20 protein-coding genes are annotated in these 26186 nt (G+C 56.9%); 13 read left to right on the forward strand and 7 right to left on the reverse strand.

The features are described from left to right. Window positions 1-45: 45 nt before the first annotated feature. The 3 genes from QMG27_RS05470 to lptF are packed head-to-tail and all read right to left on the reverse strand — an operon-like array spanning window position 46 to window position 2613. Complete coding sequence (locus tag QMG27_RS05470) at window positions 46-402, reverse strand: CbiX/SirB N-terminal domain-containing protein (RefSeq protein ID WP_281814067.1); 357 nt, start codon at window positions 400-402, stop codon at window positions 46-48. A 7-nt stretch (window positions 403-409) separates the two neighbouring features. Then, complete coding sequence (lptG, locus tag QMG27_RS05475; protein ID WP_281814069.1) at window positions 410-1510, reverse strand: LPS export ABC transporter permease LptG; 1101 nt, start codon at window positions 1508-1510, stop codon at window positions 410-412. Window positions 1511-1524: 14 nt separating this feature from the next. Next, complete coding sequence (gene lptF / locus QMG27_RS05480; protein WP_281814071.1) at window positions 1525-2613, reverse strand: LPS export ABC transporter permease LptF; 1089 nt, start codon at window positions 2611-2613, stop codon at window positions 1525-1527. A gap of 24 nt (window positions 2614-2637) precedes the next feature. On the opposite strand from lptF, the gene QMG27_RS05485 reads away from it, so the two are divergent. The 10 genes from QMG27_RS05485 to QMG27_RS05530 all read left to right on the forward strand — a co-directional run bounded on the left by QMG27_RS05485 (window position 2638) and on the right by QMG27_RS05530 (window position 13927). Next, window positions 2638-4107 carry a leucyl aminopeptidase gene (locus QMG27_RS05485; protein WP_281814073.1) on the forward strand — a complete coding sequence of 490 codons (1470 nt, stop codon included), beginning with the start codon at window positions 2638-2640 and terminating at the stop codon, window positions 4105-4107. Further along, on the forward strand, window positions 4107-4553 hold the full coding sequence (locus QMG27_RS05490) for a DNA polymerase III subunit chi (protein ID WP_281814076.1): 447 nt from the start codon (window positions 4107-4109) through the stop codon (window positions 4551-4553). Before QMG27_RS05485 ends, QMG27_RS05490 begins: the two co-directional genes overlap by 1 nt. A gap of 32 nt (window positions 4554-4585) precedes the next feature. Then, complete coding sequence (locus QMG27_RS05495; RefSeq protein WP_281814078.1) at window positions 4586-5728, forward strand: branched-chain amino acid ABC transporter substrate-binding protein; 1143 nt, start codon at window positions 4586-4588, stop codon at window positions 5726-5728. A gap of 190 nt (window positions 5729-5918) precedes the next feature. Next, window positions 5919-6110: a hypothetical protein gene (locus tag QMG27_RS05500; RefSeq protein WP_281814080.1), complete on the forward strand. Its 192-nt coding sequence runs from the start codon at window positions 5919-5921 to the stop codon at window positions 6108-6110. A gap of 150 nt (window positions 6111-6260) precedes the next feature. Then, the gene (locus tag QMG27_RS05505; protein ID WP_281814082.1) at window positions 6261-7319 is read left to right on the forward strand and encodes a rod shape-determining protein; all 1059 of its coding nucleotides are present in this window, start codon (window positions 6261-6263) and stop codon (window positions 7317-7319) included. 47 nt (window positions 7320-7366) lie between these two features. Further along, window positions 7367-7945, forward strand: coding sequence for a hypothetical protein (locus tag QMG27_RS05510; RefSeq protein ID WP_281814085.1), 579 nt, complete (start codon window positions 7367-7369; stop codon window positions 7943-7945). 7 nt (window positions 7946-7952) lie between these two features. Then, the gene (locus QMG27_RS05515; protein WP_281814088.1) at window positions 7953-8381 is read left to right on the forward strand and encodes a hypothetical protein; all 429 of its coding nucleotides are present in this window, start codon (window positions 7953-7955) and stop codon (window positions 8379-8381) included. A gap of 58 nt (window positions 8382-8439) precedes the next feature. Next, window positions 8440-9534 carry an efflux RND transporter periplasmic adaptor subunit gene (locus QMG27_RS05520; RefSeq protein ID WP_281814090.1) on the forward strand — a complete coding sequence of 365 codons (1095 nt, stop codon included), beginning with the start codon at window positions 8440-8442 and terminating at the stop codon, window positions 9532-9534. Then, on the forward strand, window positions 9534-12641 hold the full coding sequence (locus QMG27_RS05525) for a CusA/CzcA family heavy metal efflux RND transporter (RefSeq protein ID WP_281814092.1): 3108 nt from the start codon (window positions 9534-9536) through the stop codon (window positions 12639-12641). Before QMG27_RS05520 ends, QMG27_RS05525 begins: the two co-directional genes overlap by 1 nt. Next, window positions 12638-13927, forward strand: a complete 1290-nt coding sequence (locus tag QMG27_RS05530; RefSeq protein WP_281814094.1) for a TolC family protein — start codon at window positions 12638-12640, stop codon at window positions 13925-13927. Before QMG27_RS05525 ends, QMG27_RS05530 begins: the two co-directional genes overlap by 4 nt. On the opposite strand, the gene QMG27_RS05535 is transcribed toward QMG27_RS05530, so the two are convergent. The 4 genes from QMG27_RS05535 to QMG27_RS05550 are packed head-to-tail and all read right to left on the reverse strand — an operon-like array spanning window position 13924 to window position 21499. Beyond that, window positions 13924-14379, reverse strand: a complete 456-nt coding sequence (locus QMG27_RS05535; RefSeq protein ID WP_281814096.1) for a RidA family protein — start codon at window positions 14377-14379, stop codon at window positions 13924-13926. The genes QMG27_RS05530 and QMG27_RS05535 overlap by 4 nt on opposite strands. 32 nt (window positions 14380-14411) lie before the next feature. Further along, entirely contained in the window at window positions 14412-15356 is a 945-nt protein-coding gene (locus QMG27_RS05540; protein ID WP_281814098.1) for a transglutaminase family protein, read from the reverse strand. 3 nt (window positions 15357-15359) lie between these two features. Next, window positions 15360-17996 carry a circularly permuted type 2 ATP-grasp protein gene (locus QMG27_RS05545; protein ID WP_281814100.1) on the reverse strand — a complete coding sequence of 879 codons (2637 nt, stop codon included), beginning with the start codon at window positions 17994-17996 and terminating at the stop codon, window positions 15360-15362. Window positions 17997-18040: 44 nt separating this feature from the next. Continuing rightward, window positions 18041-21499: a transglutaminase family protein gene (locus QMG27_RS05550; protein WP_281814102.1), complete on the reverse strand. Its 3459-nt coding sequence runs from the start codon at window positions 21497-21499 to the stop codon at window positions 18041-18043. Between the two features lie 133 nt (window positions 21500-21632). Here QMG27_RS05550 and QMG27_RS05555 point away from each other — a divergent pair, with 133 nt between their 5' ends. The 3 genes from QMG27_RS05555 to QMG27_RS05565 all read left to right on the forward strand — a co-directional run bounded on the left by QMG27_RS05555 (window position 21633) and on the right by QMG27_RS05565 (window position 26186). Further along, window positions 21633-22064 carry a surface-adhesin E family protein gene (locus QMG27_RS05555; RefSeq protein WP_281814104.1) on the forward strand — a complete coding sequence of 144 codons (432 nt, stop codon included), beginning with the start codon at window positions 21633-21635 and terminating at the stop codon, window positions 22062-22064. A gap of 111 nt (window positions 22065-22175) precedes the next feature. Beyond that, window positions 22176-24695, forward strand: coding sequence for a DNA internalization-related competence protein ComEC/Rec2 (locus QMG27_RS05560; RefSeq protein WP_281814106.1), 2520 nt, complete (start codon window positions 22176-22178; stop codon window positions 24693-24695). A gap of 45 nt (window positions 24696-24740) precedes the next feature. Then, window positions 24741-26186, forward strand: coding sequence for a circularly permuted type 2 ATP-grasp protein (locus QMG27_RS05565; RefSeq protein WP_281814108.1), 1446 nt, complete (start codon window positions 24741-24743; stop codon window positions 26184-26186).

The following is a 26186-nucleotide window of genomic DNA, read 5'->3' on the forward strand; positions in this document are numbered from 1 at the left end:
AATAGACCCGTGATTCTAACATTTGACCTACTTTGCAGCTTTGTCTTATTCCAGTGAGATATCAGCCAATAAATCTAATAACTTGTGATGTTCGCCCACCGCAGATTGGCAGAGGATTTCCACCGAGGGGTGCTTAGCTTGCAACGCTTCGATTAATGCAGGCAAGTCTTCACGTGCGTGACGGCCGACACCCAAAAACATCGGCACAACACGTAATGTGTTGGCGCCTGTCATGACGAGTTCGTCTACAACATGTGGTAAATCTGGCTCTGTGAGTTCTAGATAAGCACAACGCACAAGGGTGTCAGGTGAACGCTGAGCAATGCGTTCGGCAACCGCTTGTATGGGTTTGTGCCAAAGTGGATCGCGAGATCCATGTGCAAATAAAACGACGGCGTGCATGCAAGACCTATTGACGTATCACGAGCCAACCAAACGCTGTGAGTGATGCAATGGAATAGAGCATTCCAGGTGCAGCGGCAGCAAACCAGGGTAGCCAATTATTGATATTTCCCAAATAACTAAACACGTTGTTCAGTAAGAAAAAGCTGATGCCTGCAAGTACTCCGCCGAACACGTTACTGGCAATATTGCCACTGCGTGAATGCAAGTAGGCAAATGGCAGTGCCAAAACAACCATCACTAAGCAGCTCAGTGGGTAAAACACTTTTTTCCAAAATTCAATTTCAAAGCGCTGTGTGGTTTGTCCATTGGCGCTCAGATGCCGAATGTATTGAAACAGGTCAATGGTGCTCATCCGACTGGGTTTGAGAATGGCAACAGAGATCATTTCGCTGGTGATCTCAGATGGCCAACGTAGTTGCTCTTGATGGGTGACTTGCAGGCGTGCTTTGCCAGCTTGGTTGATCAATTCGCTGCGTTCAGCATTTCTGAGCGTCCAGATGTCGTTTTCAATTTGAGCACTCGGTGCTTTGCTCAGAGCAATCAGTTCGTTTGATGTATTGAACTCAAAAATACGAATGTCTCTGGGTGAGCCATCTCCTGAGAGTTCATTGATATTTAAAAAGATTTTTTTATCAGCTGTGTTTTCTCTCAACCAAGCCCCCGTGTGGCCAACTTTCAGTTGGGTGCCTAAATAAGTCGATTTGAGCAGCTGTGCATATCGGTCACTGATGGGGGCGAGGTAGTCGCCAACGGCAAAGGTGATGAGCACAAACGCAAAACCCAGTCCGAGTAGGCTGCGAAGTGCCATGATGGGGGTCAGTCCACTGGTTCGAAGAATCGTGAATTCAGAGCTTTGTGCAAGCCTTGACATCACGAAAATGGTGCCAATCAACACAGTGATGGGAAGCAGCTCATACAGGTGATTGGGGACAGATAAGAGTACAAATCCAAACACGTGCTTGAGTTGGTAGATGTTGTTGTTGCCGCCGGCATTGGGCAACTCATCGATGAAGTCAAAGAAAAAAAACAGAGCCACAAAGCAAAGCGTGACAAAGGCCACAGAGATCCATACCTCTGTGTGAATGAGCTTGCGCAGGGTTTTCATGCGTTGGTCTGCCTTTAAGGTCTGGCTTGTTTGAGCAACTGGCGCCAGTTCCAGTTGTTGTGTCTTACCGTGAGCCATGTGTAGGCCAATAAGAAAACACCGCCATGCAAAGCCACGAAGAACGTCGCGAGCTGAGTCTTGCCCGAACCCACCCAAGTTTGGCCTAGGTTGATCAAATTGAAATACACCACAAAGATAAGAAGTGCTTGTGCGAGGTTGCCGCCACGACCCACACGCGGGTTAGCGCTGGTGATGGCGAGGGCAATGATGATGACATTGAAAGCCGAAAATGCCACGCCTAGTCGCCATCCGAGCTCACCCAAATTTCCGGGGGTCGGATTTTGAAATAAATCCAAGCTAGAAACGGTTTTCAGTGGAGGCTTTTCCGCCGTTGTTGCGGATGGGTTGAGTTGGGTGGTGTAACGCTTGAATTGCGTGATTTTGATTTCAGTTTTGCCAATCGTCTGCTCAACGCGTTGACCATCCTCAAGGACCAAGTATTGTTCATCATCAATGATTTCAACATGCCCGGTTTTTGAGGAAGTCATGGACTGTTTGTTGTGATCCGTGGAAGAAATAAAGACGTTTTTGCCTTCCTTGTTGTCGATGCTTTCCTTGTCAATGAAGAACACGCGCAGGCCGCTGGCAGACTCTTGAAATTGACCGGGCGCCACGCGTTCTAGGTCACCGCGTTTTTCATAACGATTTTTCAATTCGCCAATTTTTTCGTTAGACCAAGGCCAAACGATCAGCATGAGCACAAACACACTCAAAAACATAGGCCAAGCAAAACGAATCATCGGTCTTGCCAATGCCCGAAGTCCCTTGCCGCTTGCTAGCCAGATCACCATCTCGCTCTCTAAATACATGCGTGAAAGCGTGCCAACAGCCGAAATAAACAGACTCATAGTGAGCAAGATGGGCAGTTGCCCCAGCATGGTGTAGCCCAAAATCAAGGTGACCTCTGCTGGATTGACGCTACCGACCGAGGCTTGCCCAAGGGTGCGAATGAGCATCATGGTCATCACAATGGTGACCAAGACGATCAGCGTGGCGCCAAAACTGCGCGCGAGCTCTTTACGAATAGAGGAATGGAATAACATCAGCAACAGAGGAAAACCGCAATTATGAACTTCGAGCTCAAGACCCTAGATTTACACGCTGCAGCCACGCATAAAACCGATGCGCTGATTATCTTGGTATCAGCCAAGGACAAGCCTAGCAAAAGCGTTTTGTCGCAACTTATTGTCAATGCCCGCAAAAGTGGCGACCTGGATGACAGCCCAGCCAGGCTTCTGACGGTGTGGCAGCCTCAGGGCGTGAATGCCTCGCGCGTGGTGCTGGTGTCATCCGCTGACGGCTCTGCCGCTCAAGTTCGAAAAGCTGTCACCGCGGCAGTGAATGCTGTGAAGGCGGCTAAACCGGCGCATCTGACGGTGTGTCTGACAGATGCAACAGACCAGCGTCTTCAGGCTGCTGCTCAAGCTGTAGCCGATGCGAGCTACGTGTACACCGCTACCAAACCCTCTGCCAAGGCCTCCACCCTCAAACGTGTGGTGTTGGCCTTGCCCACCGCCGAAAAAACCAAAGCAGCCAAAGCTGCCTTCGAATGGGCCAAGGCCCAAGTGGCCGGTGTGTCGCTGGCCAAAGAGTGGGGCAATCGCCCCGCCAACCACGCCACACCCACGCACTTGGCCAAGGTGGCGCAAGAGTTGGGCAAAAAGGCTGGCATCAAATGCCAAGTGTTGGGCCCCAAAGACATCGAGAAACTCGGCATGGGTTCCTTCGCCGCCGTGGCGCGTGGCTCGGTGGAGCCTTTGCGTTTCATCGTGTTGCAGTACACGGGCGCTGCGAAAACCGAAGCGCCCACCGTGTTGGTGGGCAAGGGCATCACGTTTGACACGGGCGGTATTTCGCTCAAGCCAGGCCCTGGCATGGATGAAATGAAATTCGACATGTGTGGCGCTGCCAGCGTGTTGGGCACATTTGAGGCCTTGTCGCATTTGAAGCCTGCCATCAACGTGGTCGGCCTCATTCCTACTTGCGAAAACATGCCTGACGGTACGGCTTTGAAGCCAGGTGATGTCATCACCAGTATGAGCGGCCAAACCATTGAGGTGCTGAATACCGACGCTGAAGGCCGTTTGATTTTGTGCGACGCCTTGACCTACGCCGCGCGTTTCAAGCCCCGCGCTGTGATTGACATCGCCACGCTCACTGGCGCGTGCGTGATCTCGCTGGGGCATATCCGCAGCGGTTTGTTCTCGCCTTCAGACGAGTTGGCCAATGCCTTGTTTGCCGCAGGCGAAGCCGCGCTCGACCCCTGCTGGCGCTTGCCCTTGGACGAGGAGTACGCCGAAGGTCTTAAATCCAACTTTGCCGATGTAGCCAACGTGGCAGGGCGCGATGGCGGCTCCATCACCGCTGCAAAGTTCTTGCAGCGCTTTGCCAAAGACTACCCTTGGGCGCATTTGGACATCGCCGGTTCGGCTTGGAAGAGCGGTGCGGCCAAAGGCGCGACAGGTCGCCCCGTGGGCTTGTTGCTCCAGTACTTGTTGGCGGACCAGAATAAAACGACACGACGCGCCAAAGCCTGATGACTGAGATTGCGTTCCACTTCAACGCGCCTGACAAATTGGCCTATGCCTGCCGCTTGTTGCGCAAGGCGGTTGCCAGTGGCGCGCGTGTGGTGGTGACTGGGCCTGCAACCTCTTTGCAATCTCTAGACACGTTGCTCTGGACGTTCGCGCCGCTGGAGTTCATCGCCCATTGCCGCGCGGGCAGTCCAGCAGAGCAGTTGATGGCATCGCCTATCGTGCTGGCTGCTCAAATTGATGGAGGCCCCGAGTTGCCGCATCATCAAGTGCTGTTGAACTTAGGTTCTGCTGTGCCCGCTGGCTTTGAACGATTTGAACGTACGATTGAAGTGGTCACACTGGACGACGACGATCGCCAGCAAGCCCGAGCCCGTTGGAAACACTACGCTGATCGCGGGTATTCCATCACGCGTCATGATCTGAAGTTGAAGGACACTTCGGCCTGATTTTTCTGTTCTGCTTTTTCAGGAGTTTTTGCATGCATTTTTCTCTCAAGTTGACCGCCGTTGCTACATTGGCCACCCTCAGTGGTTTGACCTTGGCACAAGAACAAGTGGTGAAAATTGGTCACGTTGGGCCTGTGAGCGGCGCCATCGCGCATCTGGGTAAAGACAACGAATACGGCGCTCGTTTGGCGGTTGAAGAAATCAACGCCAAGGGCGTGAGCATCAATGGCAAAAAAATCAAATTCGAATTGGTGGCTGAAGACGATGCTGCCGATCCCAAGCAAGGGACAGCAGCGGCACAAAAACTGGTTGACGCCAAAGTCAGTGGTGTCATTGGACACTTGAATTCGGGCACTACGATTCCTGCATCCAAGATTTACAGCGATGCCGGCATCCCTCAAATTTCACCATCATCGACCAATCCAAAGTACACACGACAAGGCTACAAAACTGCCTTCCGTGTGGTGGCAGACGATGTCCACTTAGGGGGTACCTTAGGTCGCTACGCGGTGAATGAACTCAAAGGCAAAACCATCGCCGTGATCGATGACCGCACGGCCTACGGTCAAGGTGTGGCGGAAGAGTTTGAAAAAGCGGTCAAGGCCGCTGGTGGCAACGTGGTGGCGCATGAATTCACCACCGACAAAGCCACCGACTTCATGCCTATTTTGACCACGCTCAAAGGCAAGAAACCCGACATCATCTTCTTTGGCGGCATGGACGCTGTAGGTGGCCCCATGATGAAGCAAATGAAGTCACTGGGCATCAAAGCCAAGTTCATGGGGGGTGACGGTATTTGCACCAATGAGATGATCAAGCTGGCGGGGGATGCCATGGCGGATGGTCAAGTGGTGTGCGCCGAAGCGGGCGGTGTTGATGGTGCTTTGAAAAAGGGCATGGACGACTTCAGCGCTAAATTCAAAAAACGTTTCAACGACGATGTGAAGCTTTATTCTCCCTATGTGTATGACGCTGTTTACGTCATGGTCGACGCCATGCAACGTGCCAAATCGACTGAGCCAGCCAAGTACTTGCCAGAGTTGGCCAAGACCAACGGCTTCAAAGGTGTGACAGGCACCATTTCGTTTGATGCCAAAGGCGATATCAAAAACGGCGCCCTCACGCTGTACACCTTCAAAGCCGGTAAACGTGATCAAATTGCGGTGGTTCGATGAGTTTTTGATCGCTCTAGCCTTTGAAAAACCACCTTCGGGTGGTTTTTTTATATTTTTTTAATGATGGAAATCTATATAAATCAAAGAGTTATGTGTTTGTGTTCGATTTGACATTCATTTTTTTCAAAAATCTGTCCACCAGATAAAAGCCTGGTGCGTTGATTCCTGACTAAGTTCTCAGGAGCCTAAATTGGATAAGTCAGTCGTTCATATCGAATCGCCAAATATTGCTGTGGAGCAGCGCTTCAAAATTGTGTCCAACGAAAAAACGGGCATCAAAGCAACATTCGATCGTATTCGTGCTCAATTGGCTCAAGAGGCTGAGCAACGCAGTCGCCCAGCTTCACGCATGTACTCAGGGTTGCGTGCAGTTAAGGCTTAATCAGGCACTACTTTTTCAAGGCGTCCAAACGGACGCCTTTTTATTTGAAATCTTATGGGTTATTTTTAGGGCTTAATTTCAAAATAAATACGCCCTCAGGTGTATGGACCAATTTTGTTGAATTATTGATAATCTCGCGCAACCAATCTAATGCCCGAGGTTATTTTGTTTTCTAGATTTACCAAATTTTTCTCGACCGATATTGCCATTGACCTAGGGACTGCTAACACCCTGATTTACACCAAGGAAGACGGCATCGTGCTGGATGAGCCTTCGGTGGTGGTCATCAAAAAAGAAGGTAAGTTCAACGGAAAGACCTCTGTGCTGGCTGTCGGCAATGATGCCAAAGCCATGCTGGGGCGAGTGCCATCGGGGATTGAGGCCATCCGCCCAATGAAAGACGGTGTGATCGCAGATTTCACCGTGACCGAAGTGATGCTCAAACACTTCATCAAGCTCGCACATCCACACATGTTGTTCAAGCCCAGTCCGCGCATTGTGATTTGCGTGCCTTGTGGCTCAACCCAAGTTGAACGACGTGCCATTCGTGAGTCAGCCCTAGGGGCTGGCGCGTCGGAGGTGTACTTGATTGAAGAGCCCATGGCCGCAGCCATTGGCGCGGGTTTGCCTGTGACCGAACCCTGTGGTTCGATGGTGGTGGACATTGGCGGCGGCACCACTGAGGTGGGCATCGTCTCCTTGGGGGGGATGGTGTACAAAAACAGTGCTCGCATTGGTGGCGATAAATTTGACGAAGCCATCGTGAACTACATCCGTCGTAACTTTGGCATGCTCATTGGTGAGCAAACCGCAGAACGCATCAAGAAGGAAATTGCCAGCGCCTTTCCCACGGGGGAGGTCATGGAGATGGAAATCACGGGACGTAACTTGAGCCAAGGCGTGCCACAAAGCTTTGTCATCAGCTCTACTGAAATTTTGGAAGCATTGACGGACACACTCAACAACTTGGTGTCCACCGTCAAAATTGCCCTAGAAAGTACACCGCCTGAATTGAGCTCAGACATTGCTGAGCGCGGCATCATGCTCACAGGTGGTGGAGCTTTGTTACGTGACCTCGATCGTTTGATTTCAGAGGAGACAGGATTGCCCGTGTTGATTGCCGAAGATCCGCTGACTTGCGTGGCACGCGGTTGCGGGATGGCCTTGGATCAATTGCACAGCGTCAGCGGCATTTTCACGGCAGATTGATGCCCCAAGCTTTTAGGCTGCGTCGGCCTTTCGTATGGATGGGGGGCGTGGCACTTGTCATTGGGCAGGTGTTTGCTCAGCCTGCTTTCGCAGCGCGTCAGACTTTGGATGTGTCGGGGGAGGCTTCTCGCATGGCTTTCAAGCCTACCAAGAAGAACAAAAAGGAACCCAGCTGCCAGCTCACGCTGATGCATGTTTACACCAGCAAGTTCAATAAAAAATACACCCAATTCGCATTCACCGGCTCGGTGGTGGCCAAGCGTGAACGAGGCAAGCCCATGCTGTTGTCGGTGATTGGTCAAAACCATCAACTCAGCACGAGCGGGAAAGACATCAAACCTTTTGCCATTCCACGTATTGAGCTCGGTGTAGAGGATGTCAGCGTGCGCCGCTTTGCTGGGCACAAGATCAGCTGCAAGAAGAACAGCGTGTGTGCCGAATATCAAGACACCAAAAAGCATGAGCTGCAAACTTGGGTAACTGATCACGGGAGAAATCTCAGTCTTCTATTTCCTTTGCTGAGTAAGCAGCCTGCGGTGGTGATTGATTTGTCTAAATTCCCGCCTGTCGGTCAGAGTACAGAAACGCCGATGGCACAGTTCAAGGCTTGTGTTGCAGCGCTATGATGGTGGTGTGAAAACTCCCTTAGTTTGTCGTTGCTTTGGCGTTTGGCTGAAATATTCACTCACGGTGCTGTTGGCCTTGGGGCCGTTTTTGCATGCGCATTACGGGGCATCACATATTTCGGGGCTGCACATGGACGGCATGGATGTGGCGCATGTCATGCATACGCATGATTTGTCTGAAGTGACGTTCCAAAACGATGCAGACGACGAGTCTGCTGCTGTCGGCGTGGTGACGTCTTATCCTCGAGAAGTGCAATTGGATGTGAGCGATGTCGAGTGGATCAGCATTGCTACCGCTTGGTTGTTGTTCATTGCTGGCGCTCTCACCTCAGTCATACCCTCGCACCTGCGCGCTTCATTCAAGCGTGTCGTGCGACATCTCTACGCGCTCGGATCGCGGCCTCCCACACTTGCTCCCCCTGTTTTGATGGCTTGATGTCACGTTGCCTTGCTTCGTTGCGAGGCCGTTTTCATTCCATCTGTGGGAGTCCGTTGTGATTCAAATTCCTCGTTTTATTTTTTTTGTCTTCGCTTGTGCTTGGGCCAGTCCGAGCGCATGGGCGCAAACAGCGACATCGGTCGCCTTGCCGCTGAGTAGCAAACAACAAACGGCGTTGGGCGTGCAAGTCGCGCCTCTACAGGCAGCCAATGCGGGGGCTGTGTTGGTCACCGCCTCGGTCGTGGCCCCGCCCGGCAAAGAGGTGGCCGTATCTGCACCGTACCCGGGCCAAGTGTCACGTTGGTTGGTGGGCGTCGGCGACACGGTGAAAGCCGGTACACCCTTGGTGCAGTTCACCAGCCCCATGCTGGGGGACGCGCGGCGTCAATTGAATGAAGCCGCACTCGACTACAAAAACGCCAGCGCCGCAGCCCAACGCGACCAAGCCATGTTTGACGAGGGCATCATCCCAGCCGTACGCTTGCAGCTCAGTCGTGCCAAGCAAGAAGCCGCACAAGCGCAGCTGCATTCGCGCGAAGCCGAGTTGTCGGCTGCCGGTGTGCGCTTTGACGCCAACACCAGCTACGCCACCGGCACCTTGAAAGCGCCGATTGCCGGTGTGGTGGTGGACACAGCAGGTACTGTGGGCCAGCGTGTGGAGGCGGGCAGTGTGTTGGTCAAAGTGGCTGACAGCAGCCAGCTGCAGTTGGACATGCAGCTCTCCAACGAGAAAGCCTCGCTCATGCAAGCGGGTGATGAAATTTCAATTCCAGCGCGCAACGCCAAAGCCAAGCTCTTGGGCGTGACCCGCTCGGTCGATGCGGCCCAATCTGCCCGTGCCCGCGCCAGTGTGACGCAACGCGGCAGCTTGCAAGCGGGCGAGCTCGTCTCGGTCACGGTGCATCCCAAGGGCAAAGGTGCGACGGCCAAGCCCGATACGCAGTGGCTGGTGCCCGCACGTGCACTCACCCAATGGCGCGGCAAGCCGTGGCTGTTTGTCACCACTGAGCAAGGCTTTGAGGCCGTGCCCGTGAACGTGCTGTCCTCGTCGGACGACACGGCGTTTGTCGAAGCCGCCTTGACGCCTCAACGCAAAGTGGCGGTGTCGGGCATTGCGGCTTTGCGCGGTTTGCTGCAAAAGGACGAGTGATGTTTGATTACCTCATTCGTCTGAGCCTGCGATTTCGTGGTCTCACGCTGGGTTGTGCGCTGCTGCTGGCGCTGGCTGGCGTGTATGCGTGGTTCCACTTGCCGATTGACGCGTTCCCCGATATCTCGCCCACGCAAGCCAAGGTCATTCTCAAAATTCCTGGCATGACACCCGAAGAGGTGGAGCAGCGGGTTGTCAAGCCCATTGAGCAAGAAATGCTCAGCATCCCCAACAAACGCATCGTTCGTTCCATCTCTAAATACGGCATTGCCGACATCACGATTGACTTTGACGAAGGCGTTGACATTTACTGGGCACGCCAACAAGTGTCCGAGCGCTTGAATGGTGTGATGCGCGACTTGCCCGCCAGTGTGAGCGGCGGCTTGGCCCCCATCAGCACGCCGCTGAGCGAGGTCTACATGTTCACCGTCGAAGGTGCGGACTACAGCTTGGCCGAGCGTCGCCGTGCACTCGATTGGGTGATTCGTCCCGAGTTGCGCATCATCGCCGGTGTGGCCGAAGTCAACTCGCTCGGCGGCGAGGTCCAAAGTTTTGAGGTGATTCCGCACAGCGCCAAGATGGCTACCTTGGGCGTGCGCTTGAGCGATCTGCGCGAAGCCTTGCAAAGTAACAACAGCAACGATGGTGCAGGTCGCATTACTGCCGGCGAAGAGGCCTTGGTCGTGCGCGTTGAGGGCGCAGTGAAAACGCTAGACGATCTGCGAGCCCTGCGTCTTCCAATCAGCCAACAGCGCAAGGTTCAGTTGGATGATGTGGCCACGGTCACCCTAGGTGCACTCACGCGGTATGGCGCAGTGACCCACGATGGACAAGGCGAAGCTGTAGAAGGGCTGGTGCTGGGTATGCGAGGGGTGAATGCGCGGGAGTTGGTCACGGCCGTGGATGCCAAGCTTACCGAGCTCGCTCCACGATTACCCAAAGGTATGACAGTTCATACTTTCTACAACCGAGGCGAATTGGTGGAGCGTGCGGCCAACACCGTGATTCGCGCACTCATCGAAGCCTCAGTCTTGGTGTGTATCACCTTGTATGTATTTTTAGGCGGCATGCGTGCAGCATTGGTGGTGGCAGTGGCCTTGCCGTTGTCCTTGCTCTCGACGTTTTTGCTCATGCGTGCGTTTGGTTTGACCGCTAACCTGATGAGCTTGGGAGGGCTGGCGATTGCGCTGGGCATGTTGGTCGATGCAGCGGTGGTGGTGGTCGAGAACATCGAGGCCGCGTTCGCTACGCACACGGGCAAACACGGTTTGAGCAAAACAGAAATCTTATTGCGTGCGGTAGAGCAAGTGGTCAAGCCGGTGACTTCGGGCGTGCTCATCATTGGCGTGGTGTTCTTGCCTTTGCTCACCCTCGAAGGTTTGGAGGGAAAGTTGTTTGTACCAGTGGCACTCACCATCGTCATGGCGTTGTCGTCCTCGCTGCTCATGGCATTCACGGTGATTCCCGCCTTGGCCTCTTGGCTGTTGCAGGAAGAGGGCACACATGAGCCGCCTGTGGTGCAAAAACTTCACGCGCTATACGTGCGCTGGCGTGACCGTGTGTGGGCCCAAGCTCAGTGGTTGTATCGTGTGTCACTCGGCTCATTGGTGGTCGCGGTGGTGCTGTACACCCTGGTGGGCAAAACCTTCATGCCCACATTGGACGAGGGCGATGTGTTGGTGCAATTGCAGAAGATCCCATCCATCTCACTGGCGTCCTCGCTGGAAATGGACACCCGTGTGCAGCAAGCCATTTTGGACAATGTGCCAGAGGTTAAATCTATCGTAGCGCGCACAGGCTCTGATGAATTAGGCTTGGACCCCATGGGCTTGAACGAGACCGATACCTTCTTAGTTCTGCAACCCAAAAACACGTGGCGCGGCAACAAGGACGATGTCATCCGCCATTTACGTGAAGTGTTAGACGGATTTCCTGGTTTGGTCTACGGCTTCACACAACCGATTGAAATGCGCGTGTCTGAAATGCTCACAGGTGCTCGCGGTGATGTGATTGTGAAAGTGTTTGGCAGCAACCTTGAGCACATCAACACCGCTGCACGGCAAATCGCCGAAGCCGTTCGCAAGGTCGAAGGGGCCGCTGAGGTGATTGCGCCCAAAGCCGAAGGCTTGCAATACGTGACCGTGAGTTTGAACCGCACGGCCTTGGGTCAAGCGGGCTTCAGTGTGGAGAGTTTCCAGCAAGCCTTGAAAAATCAAATTGAGGGCGAGACGTTGGGTGTTGTGCTGCAAGACGGGGTGCGTGTGCCCTTGGTCATCAAAGGCCAAGAGGCGGCGCGGCAAAGTGTGGAGACATTTAAAAACATCGCGATGCATGCGCCGGATGGTCGCAACTGGTTGGTCAGCTCGCTGGCGGAGGTGCGCTTGATGGATGGTCCCATTCGCGTCGACCACGAACAAAGCCAGCGTTTTGCCAGCGTGCAGGTGTCGGTCGATGGCCGCGATCTCACGGGCTATGTGGCTGACGCCCAAAAAGCCGTGGCTGCTTTGCAGTTGCCTGAGGGCGTGCACTTGGTATGGGGCGGTCAGTTTGAAAACCAACAGCGCGCAGCTGCGCGTTTGGGGTTGGTCATTCCGGCGGCCATGGCCTTGATCTTCACCATCTTGGTGTTTACCTTTGGCTCCGCCGTGCAAGCGGTCATTGTGTTTCTCAACATCCCGTTTGCCTTGGTCGGCGGGGTGGTGGCCTTGGCGGTGTCGGGCGAATATTTGTCGGTGCCTGCCTCGGTGGGCTTCATTGCTTTGCTGGGCATTGCGGTGCTCAACGGGGTGGTGATGGTCACGCACTTCAACGAGCGTTTGATGGACGGTGAGCCGATGAGCCAAGTGGTGCGTTTGGGCACCGAGCGTCGACTGCGACCCGTGTTGATGACCGCCATCATCACCGCGCTGGGCATGATTCCGCTGCTGTTTGCCACGGGGCCTGGCTCTGAAATTCAGCGCCCCTTGGCCATTGTGGTGACGGGTGGTTTGGTGAGTTCGACCTTGCTCACGCTCTTGCTGTTGCCCAAGTTGTTTGAACGCTTTGGCGAGCTCACGGCCATCCCGTGGCCTGTGTTTGTGCAACGTCATTTAGGGAGAAAGCCATGAAGCGAATCGCATCCCGTGCTTGGTGTGCCGCTGTGTGCATGACGCTGCACGGTGCTTTGTTTGCGGCAGATTCGGTGGCGTTGACTCAATCGTCAGTCTCGGTCCTGTCGGTGTATTTGCCCAGCGAGGCGGCCGCACGCGAGGCGTTGATCAACAGCCCTGGCTTGCAAGCGGCGCGTGCCGAAAAAGAAGCCTGGTTGGCCCGCGCCAAAGTGGTTGGGGCTGGGCCGCATGAGTTCACCGTGCGTGGCACATCTCAGCATCGCCAAGAGCAAATCAGTGGTGGTGCCCGCTGGCATGAAAAAACAGTCAGCATCGAAACGCCTTTGCGTTTTTGGGGCAAGTGGGGCGTGGACTCGGCGCTCGAAGACAAAACCCAAGCCTATGCCGAGCTCGGTTATGCCGATGCCTTGCACGAAGGCGGGCGCGAGTTGATTCAACTTTGGTTCGTCTATCTCAATGCTTTGGCCGCTGAGCAAAACGCCAGCACCGCGCTAGAGCTCACCTCCAAGATGCAACGCATGACGCAGGTGCAGCTCAAGCATGGCGAGGTGTCCAAGCTCGATGCCGAGTTGGCCAGTGCCGAGCATGAGCGCACACAAGCGGCCTTGGCCGTGGCGCAAGCGCAGCGTGTGAGCGCAGCAGCGGTGTTGCAGCGTCGCTTTCCCAGCTTGGCTTTGCCCAGCGGCACGGTGTTGCGCGATGCACCTGGTTTGCCCGCCATGGCCGGTAGCATGAACGAGCTGCGCCAAGCCTATGTGGACAAAAACCACGAACTCAACCTCATGCGCTTGCAGGCCGAGCGTTTGCGCTTGAGTGCAGACCGCGCCTCGCGCGAGCGCTTGCCCGACCCCACCGTGGGCGTGTTCAGCAGCCGCGACAAGGGGGGCGCAGAAACGGTCAATGGCGTGTTGCTCTCTGTGCCCTTGCCGGGCACGGCCAGGTGGCATCACCACAGTGCGGCTTTGGCCGAGGCGCGAGCCGCCAGCGACAAAGTGGTGCTGGCCGAACAACAAAAAAGTGCGGTGTTTGAAGGCTTGTGGTCGGCCTACCAAAACAAGCGTCAAGCGGCTGAGCAATTGAAATCAGCCGCGCAGCGTCAAGGCATGGCAGCCGACAAATCACTCAAAGCCTACAGCTTGGGTGAGGGCACCTTGGCCGATGTGCTGCTGATTGGGCGCATGGCCAGCGACAACTTGCATGCCGCGCAGCGCATGCAGCTTGAGGCGGCGGAGCTGCTCGCGCTCATCCGCCTTGATCTGCATGAGATGTGGGATTTCGATTAAGCGATCTCAGCGATCAACTCAATTTCCACGCACGAGCCCAGCGGCAACTGCGCCACGCCAAACGCGCTGCGTGCGTGTGCGCCTTTGTCGCCAAACACTTGGCCAATCAGTTCACTGCAACCGTTGGTCACCAAGTGGTGTTCGGTGAAGTCGGGGCTGGAGTTGACCAAGCTCATGACTTTGACAATGCGCTTGACCTTGTTCAAGTCGCCCACGGCGGCATGCAGTGTGCCCAGCAGGTCCACCGCCACGGCGCGCGCTGCGGCTGCGCCTTCGGCAGTTTGCATGGTCTTGCCCAGTTGGCCGACCCACACCTTGCCGTCTTGTTTGGCAATGTGGCCGCTCAAAAACACCAAGTTGCCGGTTTGCACAAATGGCACATAGGCCGCCGCAGGCACCGCCACGGGGGGCAGGGTGATGTTCAAGGCTTGGAGTTGGTCGTAAACGTTCATGAGAAGAGTCCTGATGGGTGAGGCTCGCAATTTTAATCAGGGGTCGCGCTGAGCTCAGAGGCAGGTTGTACGGTGACGCCAACTTCAAGCGTGTGGCTTGCGCCGCCGTGAATGACGCCACGTACGGGGGATACATCGGCGTAATCGCGACCAATGGCCAGCGTTACAAAATCAATGCCGGGCGACAACAAGCCCCAGCGATCGTTGGTGGGGTCAAGGTCAAACCATTGGCCGTGGGTGGCGAGTGTGCCGTCTTCTTGCACATCCGGCACATAGATGGACACCCAGGCGTGTGAGGCATCGCTGCCGATCAATCGGGTTTGGCCTTCTGGCACATGGGTTACCAAATAGCCGCTCACATAACGAGCGGCTAAACCCAGCGTGCGTAAGCAGCTCAGCAGAATGTGTGCGAAGTCTTGGCAAACGCCCTGGCGTTTTTTGAGTGCTTCCAAGGCAGGCGTATTCACATCCGTGCTGGCCGACGCGTAGGTGAACTCGGTGTGGATGCGGTGCATCAAATCACATGCAGCGATCAACACGGGGCGCCCTGGGGTGAAGCTCGCACGGGCGTACTCGGCAAAGTCGGGGTGCGGTTGCACATAAGTGGATGCAAACACAAACTCGTTGGCTGCATCCCAAGCCGCACCGGCGTGGTACCCAAAATGGGCGCGCACTTTTTCCCAAGCCGGTGTGTCTAGCGCTTGCACAGGCGGGTAGGGCAAAAAGTGGGTGTCCACCACACTGTGGGCTGTGATGGTCAAGACTTCGTGGGCGACAGGCAGCGAAAAGAACGTGCGCACATTGCCGTACACATCCACGGCATCTTTGCGGCTGGCTGGTTCGGGGCTGATGTGCAAAAAGGCTTCGCTGACAGTTTGTGTTTCAGAACTGTGTGGTAGCAAATGCACCATATGCTGTGCGGTGCTCACCAGCGGGTCGTAGCGGTATGTGGTGGTGTGGGTGATGTAGAGCAACATCGGTCAGGCTCCCACGCTGTCGGCATCGTCGGTATGGTTGAAATAGTGCGCGCAAATGGCGTCCGAGACTTGCCATGCTGCTTCAGTGCAGTGCGTCAAACAGTCGCGCAAATGGGCATATACACCTGCGTCGTTGGCCGTGCATAGTGCAACCAAGTCGGTGTCTTGCAAATTCGGAACCAAGCGTGCCAAGGCGTCAGCTTGCCCCATGGGTGTGTTTGCAAGCTTGGACAAACGGCCACGCAGCGTGCGTGCGACCCATGCGAGCGAGCGTGGATTTTCATCGTCTTGCACCAACAGGCTCAAGAGCGGCGCGAGCTCGCGGCTTTGTGGGTACTGTGCGTGGAAGGTGATGGTGCTGTCAAACAACGACAACAGCGCTGCAAAGTGTGAGGCATTGTCTTCTGACGCGTCGGATTCGTCTGCTGTGCTGTTAAACACGCCGACTTCCACAGCCAATTCGAGTGCAGAGGATAAAAAGCCTAGGCGTTCCACATGGCGACCGATGCTGAGTAATTGCCAGCCGTCGTCGCGTGTCATGCGGTCGGTTTGACCGCCCGTGATGCCAGCCAGTGCCGCGCTGGCTGCATCGAGTGCTTGCATGGCTTGTACTGCCGAGAACTTGCCGGGTGTGCCCGCATGCGCGCAATCGGTGTTGAATTGATGGACACAATTCACAATCGCATTCCACAACTCGGTGGACAAACGCTCGCGCAGTGACGAGGCCGCCTGCTGCACAGCGCGCAAGTTGTAGCCCACGCTGGTGCTGTGCTTGCCTTCGTTGAGCCCTGCGATGAGGGCACGTTCAAACACGCGGCGACGACCGCCCATGTGAGCGGTGCTGGCTGTGTCACTGGCGCTATGTGTGGCGGGCAGACCTTCAGGGACCAAGCCTTCGCGCTGGGCCATTTGCTGCAGCCATGCCCACAAGTTGTGCGAGGCTGGTGTTTCGCTGTTCAGGGCCTCAAAGCACAAGCGCACCAAGCGCACCATGTTTTCGCTGCGTTCTGTGTAGCGACCCAGCCAATACAAGTTTTCCCCAGAGCGGCTAGTGACCATGCGCTCGCGGTGTTTGAATTCGGCCGCCGAGTTGTATTTGGGTAGCAAGCTGCTGCGGTCCACGTCGGCATGCGTTTGCACCCACACATCAGCGCTGCTGCCACCGCGTTGCATGGAAGCAATGTCGGCCTCGGCACTCGCCAAGCGAGCTAAGCCACCAGGCAACACCCGCCACGCATCTGCGCCTTGACCTGTGCCATCGCGCAACGCAAAGACGCGCAACATGACTGAGCGCGGCACAATACCTTCGGTCGCATTTTTCCAGGTGGGCATTTGCGACAACGGTGCATAGGCTTGCAAGGTGTAGTGCTCAGGTTGACGGGTGATGCGCCCCACCCATTCGTCGCGTTGCGCTTGGGTGAGTGATCGGCCCAAGGTGGCCTCAAACGTGCCATGCAAGGTGGACTTGGCATAGGTGGGCTTGATGACCATGTGCTCGATTTGTGGCAACACGGAGGACAACGCAGCGTGTTCGCCACACCACCATGAATCCACACCGGGCATGAGCAAGCGCTCGCCCAAGAGTTTTTTGCTCAAAGCAGGCAAGAAGCCCAACAAGGCTGGGGACTCCAAAAACGCTGAACCTGGTGTGTTGGCCAGCACTACATTGCCCGCACGAACAGCCTGCAACAAGCCAGGGATGCCTAGGCTGGAATCAGGGCGCAACTCCAGCGGATCTAAAAATGCATCGTCCACGCGTTTGATGAGCACATGGACAGGCTCTAAGCCACGCAGCGTTCGCAGGTACACGCGTTCGTCTCGCACTGTGAGGTCATGACCTTCCACCAAGGTCAGACCCAAGTAACGTGCCAAGTAGGTGTGCTCAAAATATGTTTCGTTGTAGGGGCCGGGGGTGAGCAAAGCCACATGCGCATTGGCTCCTTCGGTGGTGTGCGCTTTGAGCGATTCCACCCATAGGCGATAACTGGCGGCCAAGCGCTGAATGTGCATGGCCTCAAATGCTTGCGGGAATTGGCGCGAAATCAGCAAGCGGTTTTCCAGCAAGTAGCCCAAGCCCGATGGCGCTTGCGTGCGCTGCGCCACCACGGCCCATTGCCCGTCTGGGCCACGCGCGAGGTCAAATGCGGCGATGTGCAAATGTGCGCCGCCCACTGGTGCCACGCCATGCATGGCGCGCAAGTAACCGGGGTGGCCGTGCACCAACGCGGGCGGAATCATGGCTTGGCGAATGAGCTGCTGCGGACCATACACATCCGCCATGACATGCTCTAGCAACGAGGCCCGTTGCTTCACACCGGTTTCAATGTGCTGCCAACTCTCAGGGCTGAGGATGAGCGGAAACAGATCAAGCGACCATGGTCGTTGTGGATTACCTTGGTCGGCATAGACGTTGTAGGTGATGCCGTTGTCGCGCACTTGCCGCGCAAGTGTTTGTGTGCGGCGGTCAAGTTCGTCGAGGTCGGTCTGTCCGAGTTGTTCAAAAAAGCTTGGCCAAGGCGAGCCCTCACCTTGCAGTTCGTCAAAGTGTTGGCTGTTTGGCTGGGGCGCAATGCGTTTCACGGCGTCAATCAAACGCAGTGAAGGGAGCGTTCCCGAGATGGCTGAGGTGGTCTGTTGCACGGTGCATGCATTGTCTCACTGCTCCTCGGTGTTTAAAGCTTCACTCAAACGCGCCGCAAGTCGAGCGTGAAGGGGAACTCTTTGCTCGCCGCCACGCCCACCGTCGCGGGTGGAATGGCCATTTGCCCCGCCGTGTGGCCCATGGGGAAGAAGCGCGCCAAGCGGCGGCTTTCGGCCTCGTAGGCGTTGACGGGGAAGGTGTCGTAGTTGCGCCCGCCGGGGTGGGCCACGTGGTACTGGCAGCCGCCGACCGAGCGTTTCATCCAGGTGTCCACGATGTCAAAGGTCAGCGGCGCGTGCACACCAATCGTGGGGTGCAAGGCCGACGCGGGCGACCACGCGCGGTAGCGCACACCCGCCACGTATTCGCCCACCGTGCCCGTGGGTTGCAGGGGCAGCGCGTGGCCGTTGACCGTGATGGTGTGGCGGCTGGGGTTGAGGCCGCTCACATGCACCTCAATGCGTTCGAGCGACGAATCCACATAGCGCACCGTGCCGCCGCTGAAACCTTCTTCGCCCATGACGTGCCAAGGCTCCAACGCGTTGCGCAGCGTGAGGCTGATGTGTTGGCTGTGCAGCTCGCCCACACGGGGAAAGCGGAACTCAAAGTGCGGCGCAAACCAAGCGGGGTCGAACTGAAAACCGCAGTCGCCCAACTCGGTCAGCACATCGTCAAAGTCGGCCTTGACGAAGTGGGGCAGCAAAAAGCGGTCGTGCAGCTCAGTGCCCCAGCGTGTGGCGGGCGCGAGGTAGGGCTGTTCCCAAAAGCGAGCCACCAGCGCACGCAACAGCAACTGCTGCACGATGCTCATGCGCTCGTGGGGGGGCATTTCAAATGCACGCAGCTCCAACAGCCCCAAGCGACCCGTAGACGAGTCGGGCGAGTACAGCTTGTCAATGCAAAACTCGCTGCGGTGGGTGTTGCCAGTGACGTCAATCAGCACGTTGCGCAAAGTGCGGTCCACAAGCCACGGCGGCATGTCCGCGCCATAAATTTGGCGGTTGCGATGGATTTCGCGCAGCGCAATTTCGAGCTCGTAAATTTGGTCGTTGCGCGCTTCGTCCACACGCGGGGCTTGGCTGGTGGGGCCAATGAACATGCCGCTGAACAAATAGCTCAAGCTCGGGTGGTTGTGCCAGTAGAGGATGAGCGAGGCCAGCAACTCGGGCTTGCGCAAAAACGGACTGTCCGCAGGTGTCGCGCCGCCCATGACGATGTGGTTGCCACCGCCTGTGCCGGTGTGGCGGCCATCGGTCATGAACTTTTCGGCAGACAGGCGCGACTCAAACGCGGCCTTGTACAAAAACTCGGTGTGCTCTACCAGCTCTAGCCAGTTGTGGGCGGGGTGGATGTTGACCTCAATCACGCCGGGGTCGGGCGTGACTTGCAGCACCTTCAGGCGCGCATCGCGTGGCGGCGGGTAGCCTTCGAGCACGATGCGCACGCCCAGCTCTTCGGCGGTGGCTTCGACGGCGCTGAGCAAATCGAGGTAGTCCTCGAGGTGGCTGAGCGGCGGCATGAACACATACATCACGCCTTGTGGGGCATCCATCGCCGCACGTTCGACCGCAGGGCCGTTGGCGCGCGAGGGGTCGCGCACCTCCACGCACATGGCGGTGCGCGTGATCCAGTGGGCCGACTGGTGTTTGTTCGGCATGGGGTGGCCCAACTCGGGAATGCCATCCTCAAGTCCACCTTGCAAGCTGACCGTGCCGCCGCCCGCAAACCCGCCGCCCACTTGGTGGGCGTTGTAGTGCGTGTGACGGGCGTGGTGCGCGTACTGCGCACGCAGCGCGGCCGCGTGGGGCAGGGCTTTGCGCTCGGCAAAGGGGTCTTGCGCGTGGGTGTAGGGGTAGTCGCCTTCGCTCACCCAAGGCAAAGAGTCGAGCGGCAGTCGGTAGCCCATGGGCGAGTCGCCCGGCACGAGGTACATGCGTTCATCGCGGAAGAACCACGGGCCGCTGCTCCATGTTCCTGTGACGCCATTCGGTTGCAAGGGCAGCACATAGCCCACCGTGTGCTCTAGCCCTTGACTGAACACGCGGCGCAGGCGCACGCGCTCTAACTCGTCGTCGAGTTTGGAATCAAACGGGTCCACGTTCACGGGCAAACGGCGCTCGCGCCAGAGGTAGTACCACGTGTCTTCAAAGCCGGGGGTGATGTGGTCGCCGCCCACTTTGAGCTTATCGGCCAGCTTGGTGATGAAGCGATGCGCGTCTTCGCTGGTGTAGTGGCTGGGCTCGCGCTCGTCGGCAAACAAGGCGGGGTTGTGCCAGCAGGGTTGACCGTCGGTGCGCCAGTAAATACCCAGCGCCCAGCGTGGCAACTGCTCGCCCGGGTACCACTTGCCTTGGCCGAAATGCAAGAAACCGCCTTGGCCATATTGCGCACGCAGTTTGTGCACCAGTTCGGTGGCCAGCCCTCGTTTGGTGGGGCCGAGGGCGTCAGTGTTCCACTCTGGTGCATCGCGGTCGTTCACCGCCACATAAGTGGGCTCGCCGCCCATGGTCAATCGCACGTCGCCGTGTTGCAGTCGGCGGTCCACTTCGTCGCCCAAGGCCAGCACCTCGGTCCATTGGTCTTCGTTGTAGGGCTTGGTCACGCGGGGCGATTCGAGCACGCGCGTCACCTTCATCTCGTGTTCAAACGTGACTTCGCATTCGTCAATCAAACCCTCAATTGGGGCGGCGCTTGATGGCTGTGGCGTGCACGCCAGCGGAATGTGGCCTTCGCCGGCCAGCAGGCCCGAGGTGGGGTCAAGCCCAATCCAGCCAGCGCCGGGCAGGTACACCTCGCACCACGCGTGCAGGTCGGTGAAGTCCACCTCGGTGCCGCTGGGGCCGTCGAGCGACTTCACATCGGGTGCGAGCTGAATGAGGTAGCCCGAGGCAAAGCGCGCTGCCAAGCCGCAGTGACGTAGTAGGTTGACCAGTAACCATGCGCTGTCGCGGCAAGAGCCGCTGCGTAGGGTGAGCGTTTCTTCTGGCGTTTGCACGCCGGGCTCCATGCGGATGGTGTACGCGATGTCTTCGTGCAGCCTGCGGTTGATGTCCACCAAGAAGTCGATGGTGCGGATGGGGTCTCGCTTCAAGGCCTTGAAATCAATGGTCTTGAAATACGCTTTCAATTTGGGAGTGAAACGGCTTGTGACTAAATACGGCGCAAGCTCAAGGGCTGATGACAGGCCGTAATTGAAAGGAAATTTTTCAGCATGTGGTTCGAGGAAGAAGTCAAACGGGTTATAGACCGCCATCTCCACCACCAAATCCACCGTGACTTTGAACTCACGCGTCTTTTCAGGGAACACCAATCGGGCTTGGTAGTTGGCAAAGGGGTCTTGCTGCCAGTTGATGAAATGCTCGGGTTCGACCTTCAGAGAATATGAAATGACGTTGCTGCGGCAGTGTGGGGCAGGGCGCAAGCGAATGACCTGCGGGCCTAACTCAACCAGTCGGTCGTAGCTGTAATGGGTGACGTGGTGGAGTGCGGCATGGATAGACATATAGTTTGTCTAGCAAAACACGCGCCATGCTTGATGCGCCAAAGCGGTGCGTATCGGGTGGCCTAGGTGGGCTCAAGTTTTCTGATGCCCCGCCGATACCCTAGGCAACTCAGTTTTATCTTTGACACCCACCATGCGCTCACGCCATTTTTCTGTTGTTGCTTTTGTGTTGACCAGCCTTTTGGCTTGGGCTGCGCCTGCTTCGGCTGAGTGGAGCGAATTGGTCAAAGAAGAAGAAGCCACGTACTACTTCGACAAAGAAGCCGTTATGCCTGTGCATGTCTCGCGTTTTGCTTGGGTGTTGACCGACTTGCCCAAGGCTGAAAAGACACCCACGGGTGAGAGCTACAAGTCGATGATGTTGCGCGTGCGCATGTACTGCAAGAACGACACCGTGGTCCGCCTGTCTGTGAGCTACTTTGACAAGCAAATGGGCAAAGGCAAAGAAGTGGCCTCGGACGATGTGCACGAATGGCGTCCACGCGAATACCCAATTCGCCCCAACACTTATCTGGCCGCTTTGAAGAAAGAAGTGTGCGGCGGCTCTAAAGCTGCTTCGGGCTAAAGCCCAGCCGACAAACCCTTGGATGCGAAAGCCCCTGCCGAATGGCTGGGGCTTTTTAACTTGTGAGTGGGCATCGCCCACGTTCCGCAATGTTGGGCCGAACATGCGGCCATGTTTTCTGTCATCACACCTTTCGCCTTAGGCTGGATCGCAGGCACGGCTTTGCAGTTGCAGCAGGCGCAGTTGTGGGCGGGTGAGGTGTATTGGGGTTTGGGTGCGACGGCGCTTATGTTGGCGTATGCCGTCGCTCGCTTGGATGCTTGGGGATTTACGTTCACGCGGCTAGATGTTTTTCCTTTTGTCCGCAGCGCCTTGGCTTTGTTTTCGCGTGCTTCAGCTAGCGCTATTTGGCATTCAGTGGTTTGGTGTGCGCTGGCCTGCACTTTGGCTTTTGCACAAGCAGGCGCACGGGCCAGTCACTATGCACAAAGCGCTCTGAACCCCGCAATCGAAGGCCGCACTTTGCACGTGGTGGGCATCGTGGCCAACTTGCCGCAGCGCATGGAAGACAGTGCGCGGTTTCGCTTCAAGGTGGAGTCGGCCCGTGATAACGATGGCGCACGGGTGCAGCTGCCGCCACAGTTGCTGCTGGGTTGGTATGGCAACCGATTGAATGGCAGTGACGACAAAGTGCAAGCCCCGCCCGCAGACTTGCGCCCCGGCGATCGCTGGCAACTGGCTGTGCGCCTCAAAGCGCCGCATGGCCACATCAACCCGCATGGTTTTGATTACGAGCTGTGGCTATGGGAGCAGGGCCTGCAAGCCACGGGCTATGTGCGTAACGGAGCCAAAGATGCGCCGCCGAAGTGGCTGGGCGGTACATGGGCATACCCTGTGGAGCGGCTGCGTCAGCATGTGCGCAGCGCCATTGATGCACGCGTGTCTGACCGCGCCATGGCGGGCGTTGTGGCGGCCTTGTTGGTGGGCGACCAAGCGGCGATTGAGCGTGCGGATTGGGATGTGTTTCGTGCCACGGGCGTGGCGCACCTCATGGCAATTTCGGGTTTGCATATCACGGGTCTCGCGTGGCTGGCGGCACTGTGTGTGGGCTGGTTGTGGCGGCGCAGCGATGTGTGGTCGCCTCGCAAGCCTTGGAGCTTGTGGCTTCCTGCACCTATTGCTGCCAGTGCATGTGCCGCCATCGTGGCGCTGGCGTATGCGGTGTTCACCGGCTGGGGTGTGCCCGCGCAGCGCACGGTGTGGATGCTTGGGGTGGTCACGCTGCTGCGCGTGTATGGCTTGCGTTGGCCTTTGATGCAGGTGTGGCTGACCGTGTGTGCGGTGGTCCTGGCGCTAGACCCGTGGGCGTTGATGCAGGCAGGGTTTTGGCTCAGCTTTGTGGCGGTGGGGGTGTTATTTGCTTCTGGTTCTCATGACCAAGTCGCTGTCAGTTCGCTGTGGGCCGCCGCCCAACGCATGTGGCGCGAGCAGTGGCTGATGAGTGTGTGCTTGGCCCCGCTGACCTTGCTGCTGTTTCACCAAGTGTCTGTCGTGGGCTTGCTCGCCAACTTGCTGGCTGTGCCGTGGGTGACCTTGGTGATCACACCGCTGTGCATGCTAGGGCTGGTGTTGCCATTTGCGTGGAGCGTGGCGGCAGAGGCTTTGCAGGGGTTAGTGTGGCTACTCAAAGCGTGCGCGGGTGTGTCGTGGGCGCAGTGGTCGGCACCGGCTGCACCTTTGTGGGCGGGGGCAGCCGCGCTAGTAGGCATGAGCGTGTGGGCCATGCGCGTGCCCATGTGGCTGCGTTGGTTTAGCCTGGCCTTGGTGCTGCCCGTGCTCAGCTGGCAAACACCGCGCCCAGCACACGGCACGTTTGAATTGGTGGCGGTTGACATGGGGCAGGGCCATGCCGTGTTGGTGCGCACCGCCACGCACAGCTTGCTCTACGACACAGGGCCGCGCTACTCGGCTGAGACCGATGCAGGCCAACGCGTGCTCGTGCCGCTGCTGCGTGCATGGGGAGAGCGGCTAGACCGCATCATCATCAGCCACCAAGACAGCGACCACAGTGGCGGCGCACCTGCGGTGATGGCGATGCAACCGCAAGCCGGTGTGTTGACGTCGATTGCGACCGAACACCCGCTGCAACAGTTGGGTGCGATGCAACGCTGCGAACGCGGGCAGTCGTGGGCATGGGATGGGGTTCAGTTTGAGGTGTTGCACCCAAGCGCGGCTGACTATGAACGCAAGCTCAAGCCCAATGCGCTGAGTTGTGTGTTGCGCGTGACAGCTTCGCGGTTGGAGACCAGAAGCACAATCGGTGCAGCCTTTCACGCCCTAAATGTGTCTGCCTTGCTCGCAGGCGACATCGAAGCTGCACAAGAGCAAGCGCTATTACAAAGCGGCCAAGCTCTGCAAGCCGATTGGTTGCTGGTGCCGCATCACGGCAGCGCCACATCGTCGACGCAAGCTTTTTTAGAAGCGGTTGATCCCAGCATCGCTATCGTGCAAGCGGGCTACCGCAATCGCTTCGGTCATCCAAGGCCGGATGTGCTGCAGCGCTACAGCGACTTAGGGGTGCTCGTGGTGCAAACACCCCGTTGTGGTGCATCGACTTGGCGCAGCGAACACCCCAAGTTGGTGCAATGTGAGCGAAATCAAAGACAACGCTATTGGCAACACGTATTCTGAGAGCTGGCACTTTACTTGCGTAAGAGAGTGCAGGAGTTCCCTGATATGCACAAGTTTGATGAAATGTATGCCCAGCTGCCATTTGTAGACAGCGCGGTGCGCCCCCACTACCGGAACTACTTGGACTGGCTCAAGCGCCAAGATCCACAAACCATGCGCGACAGGCGCGAAGAAGCCGAGATGATTTTTCGCCGTGTCGGTATCACCTTTGCGGTGTACGGCGACAAAGACGAAGACGGTGCTGGGACTGAACGCCTCATTCCATTTGATTTGATTCCCCGCATCATCCCCGCCCATGAGTGGACCAGTATGCAAAAGGGTTTGGTACAGCGGGTGAATGCGCTCAATATGTTCATTCATGACGTGTATCACGAGCAAGGCATTCTCAAAGCGGGCATCATCCCCAGCGAACAAATTTTGAACAACGCCCAATACCGCCCTGAGATGCGTTGGGTCGATGTCCCACACAAGGTGTATTCGCAAATCAGTGGCATTGACATCGTGCGTGCGCCCGATGCCCAAGGCAATGGTGAGTACTACGTGCTCGAAGACAACTTGCGCGTACCCAGCGGTGTGAGCTACATGCTGGAAGACCGCAAGATGATGATGCGACTCTTCCCTGAGTTGTTCAGTCAGCACCGCGTGGCCCCCGTGGCGCATTACCCCGACTTGTTGTTAGAGACTTTGCGTGCCAGCAGCCCATCGACCACCGACAACCCAACGGTGGTGGTGCTCACACCTGGCATGTACAACAGCGCCTACTTCGAACACGCTTTCTTGGCGCAACAAATGGGTGTGGAGTTGGTCGAAGGCCAAGACCTGTTTGTGAAAGATAACTTTGTCTACATGCGCACCACGCGCGGGCCTAAACGTGTAGATGTGATTTACCGCCGAGTGGATGACGATTTCTTAGACCCACAGGTGTTTAGACCTAACTCCACCTTGGGTTGCGCGGGCTTGATGGAGGTCTACAAAGCCGGGCATGTGAATATTTGTAACGCCGTGGGCACGGGCATTGCCGACGACAAATCGATCTACCCCTACGTGCCGCAAATGATTGAGTTTTATTTGGGCGAGAAGCCCATCCTCAACAACGTGCCGACTTTCCAATGCCGCAAGAAGGAAGACCTAGATTACACGCTGGCGCATTTGAGTGAGCTGGTGGTGAAGGAAGTCCACGGTGCAGGGGGCTATGGCATGCTGGTCGGACCTGCGGCAACCAAGGCTGAGATTGAGGAGTTTCGTGCTGTGCTCAAGGCCAAGCCCGATGGCTACATCTCGCAGCCCACACTGAGTTTGTCGAGCTGCCCGACCTATGTGGAAAGCGGCATTGCGCCACGCCACATCGACTTGCGCCCGTTTGTGCTGAGTGGCAAGAGCGTGCAAATGGTGCCCGGCGGCTTGACCCGCGTGGCGCTGAAAGAAGGCTCACTGGTGGTGAACTCGTCTCAAGGCGGCGGCACCAAAGACACATGGATTCTTGAGGTTTGA

Source organism: Limnohabitans sp. MORI2, from assembly GCF_027925025.1.
GTDB lineage: Bacteria > Pseudomonadota > Gammaproteobacteria > Burkholderiales > Burkholderiaceae_C > Limnohabitans.

Bases quoted from the DNA above. Each gene is read 5' to 3' on its own strand.
- QMG27_RS05470 (WP_281814067.1), bottom strand. From the start codon at position 402: ATGCACGCCGTCGTTTTATTTGCACATGGATCTCGCGATCCACTTTGG.
- lptG (WP_281814069.1), bottom strand. From the start codon at position 1,510: ATGAAAACCCTGCGCAAGCTCATTCACACAGAGGTATGGATCTCTGTG.
- lptF (WP_281814071.1), bottom strand. From the start codon at position 2,613: ATGTTATTCCATTCCTCTATTCGTAAAGAGCTCGCGCGCAGTTTTGGC.
- QMG27_RS05485 (WP_281814073.1), top strand. From the start codon at position 2,638: ATGAACTTCGAGCTCAAGACCCTAGATTTACACGCTGCAGCCACGCAT.
- QMG27_RS05490 (WP_281814076.1), top strand. From the start codon at position 4,107: ATGACTGAGATTGCGTTCCACTTCAACGCGCCTGACAAATTGGCCTAT.
- QMG27_RS05495 (WP_281814078.1), top strand. From the start codon at position 4,586: ATGCATTTTTCTCTCAAGTTGACCGCCGTTGCTACATTGGCCACCCTC.
- QMG27_RS05505 (WP_281814082.1), top strand. From the start codon at position 6,261: ATGCCCGAGGTTATTTTGTTTTCTAGATTTACCAAATTTTTCTCGACC.
- QMG27_RS05525 (WP_281814092.1), top strand. From the start codon at position 9,534: ATGTTTGATTACCTCATTCGTCTGAGCCTGCGATTTCGTGGTCTCACG.
- QMG27_RS05530 (WP_281814094.1), top strand. From the start codon at position 12,638: ATGAAGCGAATCGCATCCCGTGCTTGGTGTGCCGCTGTGTGCATGACG.
- QMG27_RS05535 (WP_281814096.1), bottom strand. From the start codon at position 14,379: ATGAACGTTTACGACCAACTCCAAGCCTTGAACATCACCCTGCCCCCC.
- QMG27_RS05540 (WP_281814098.1), bottom strand. From the start codon at position 15,356: ATGTTGCTCTACATCACCCACACCACCACATACCGCTACGACCCGCTG.
- QMG27_RS05550 (WP_281814102.1), bottom strand. From the start codon at position 21,499: ATGTCTATCCATGCCGCACTCCACCACGTCACCCATTACAGCTACGAC.
- QMG27_RS05555 (WP_281814104.1), top strand. From the start codon at position 21,633: ATGCGCTCACGCCATTTTTCTGTTGTTGCTTTTGTGTTGACCAGCCTT.
- QMG27_RS05560 (WP_281814106.1), top strand. From the start codon at position 22,176: ATGTTTTCTGTCATCACACCTTTCGCCTTAGGCTGGATCGCAGGCACG.
- QMG27_RS05565 (WP_281814108.1), top strand. From the start codon at position 24,741: ATGCACAAGTTTGATGAAATGTATGCCCAGCTGCCATTTGTAGACAGC.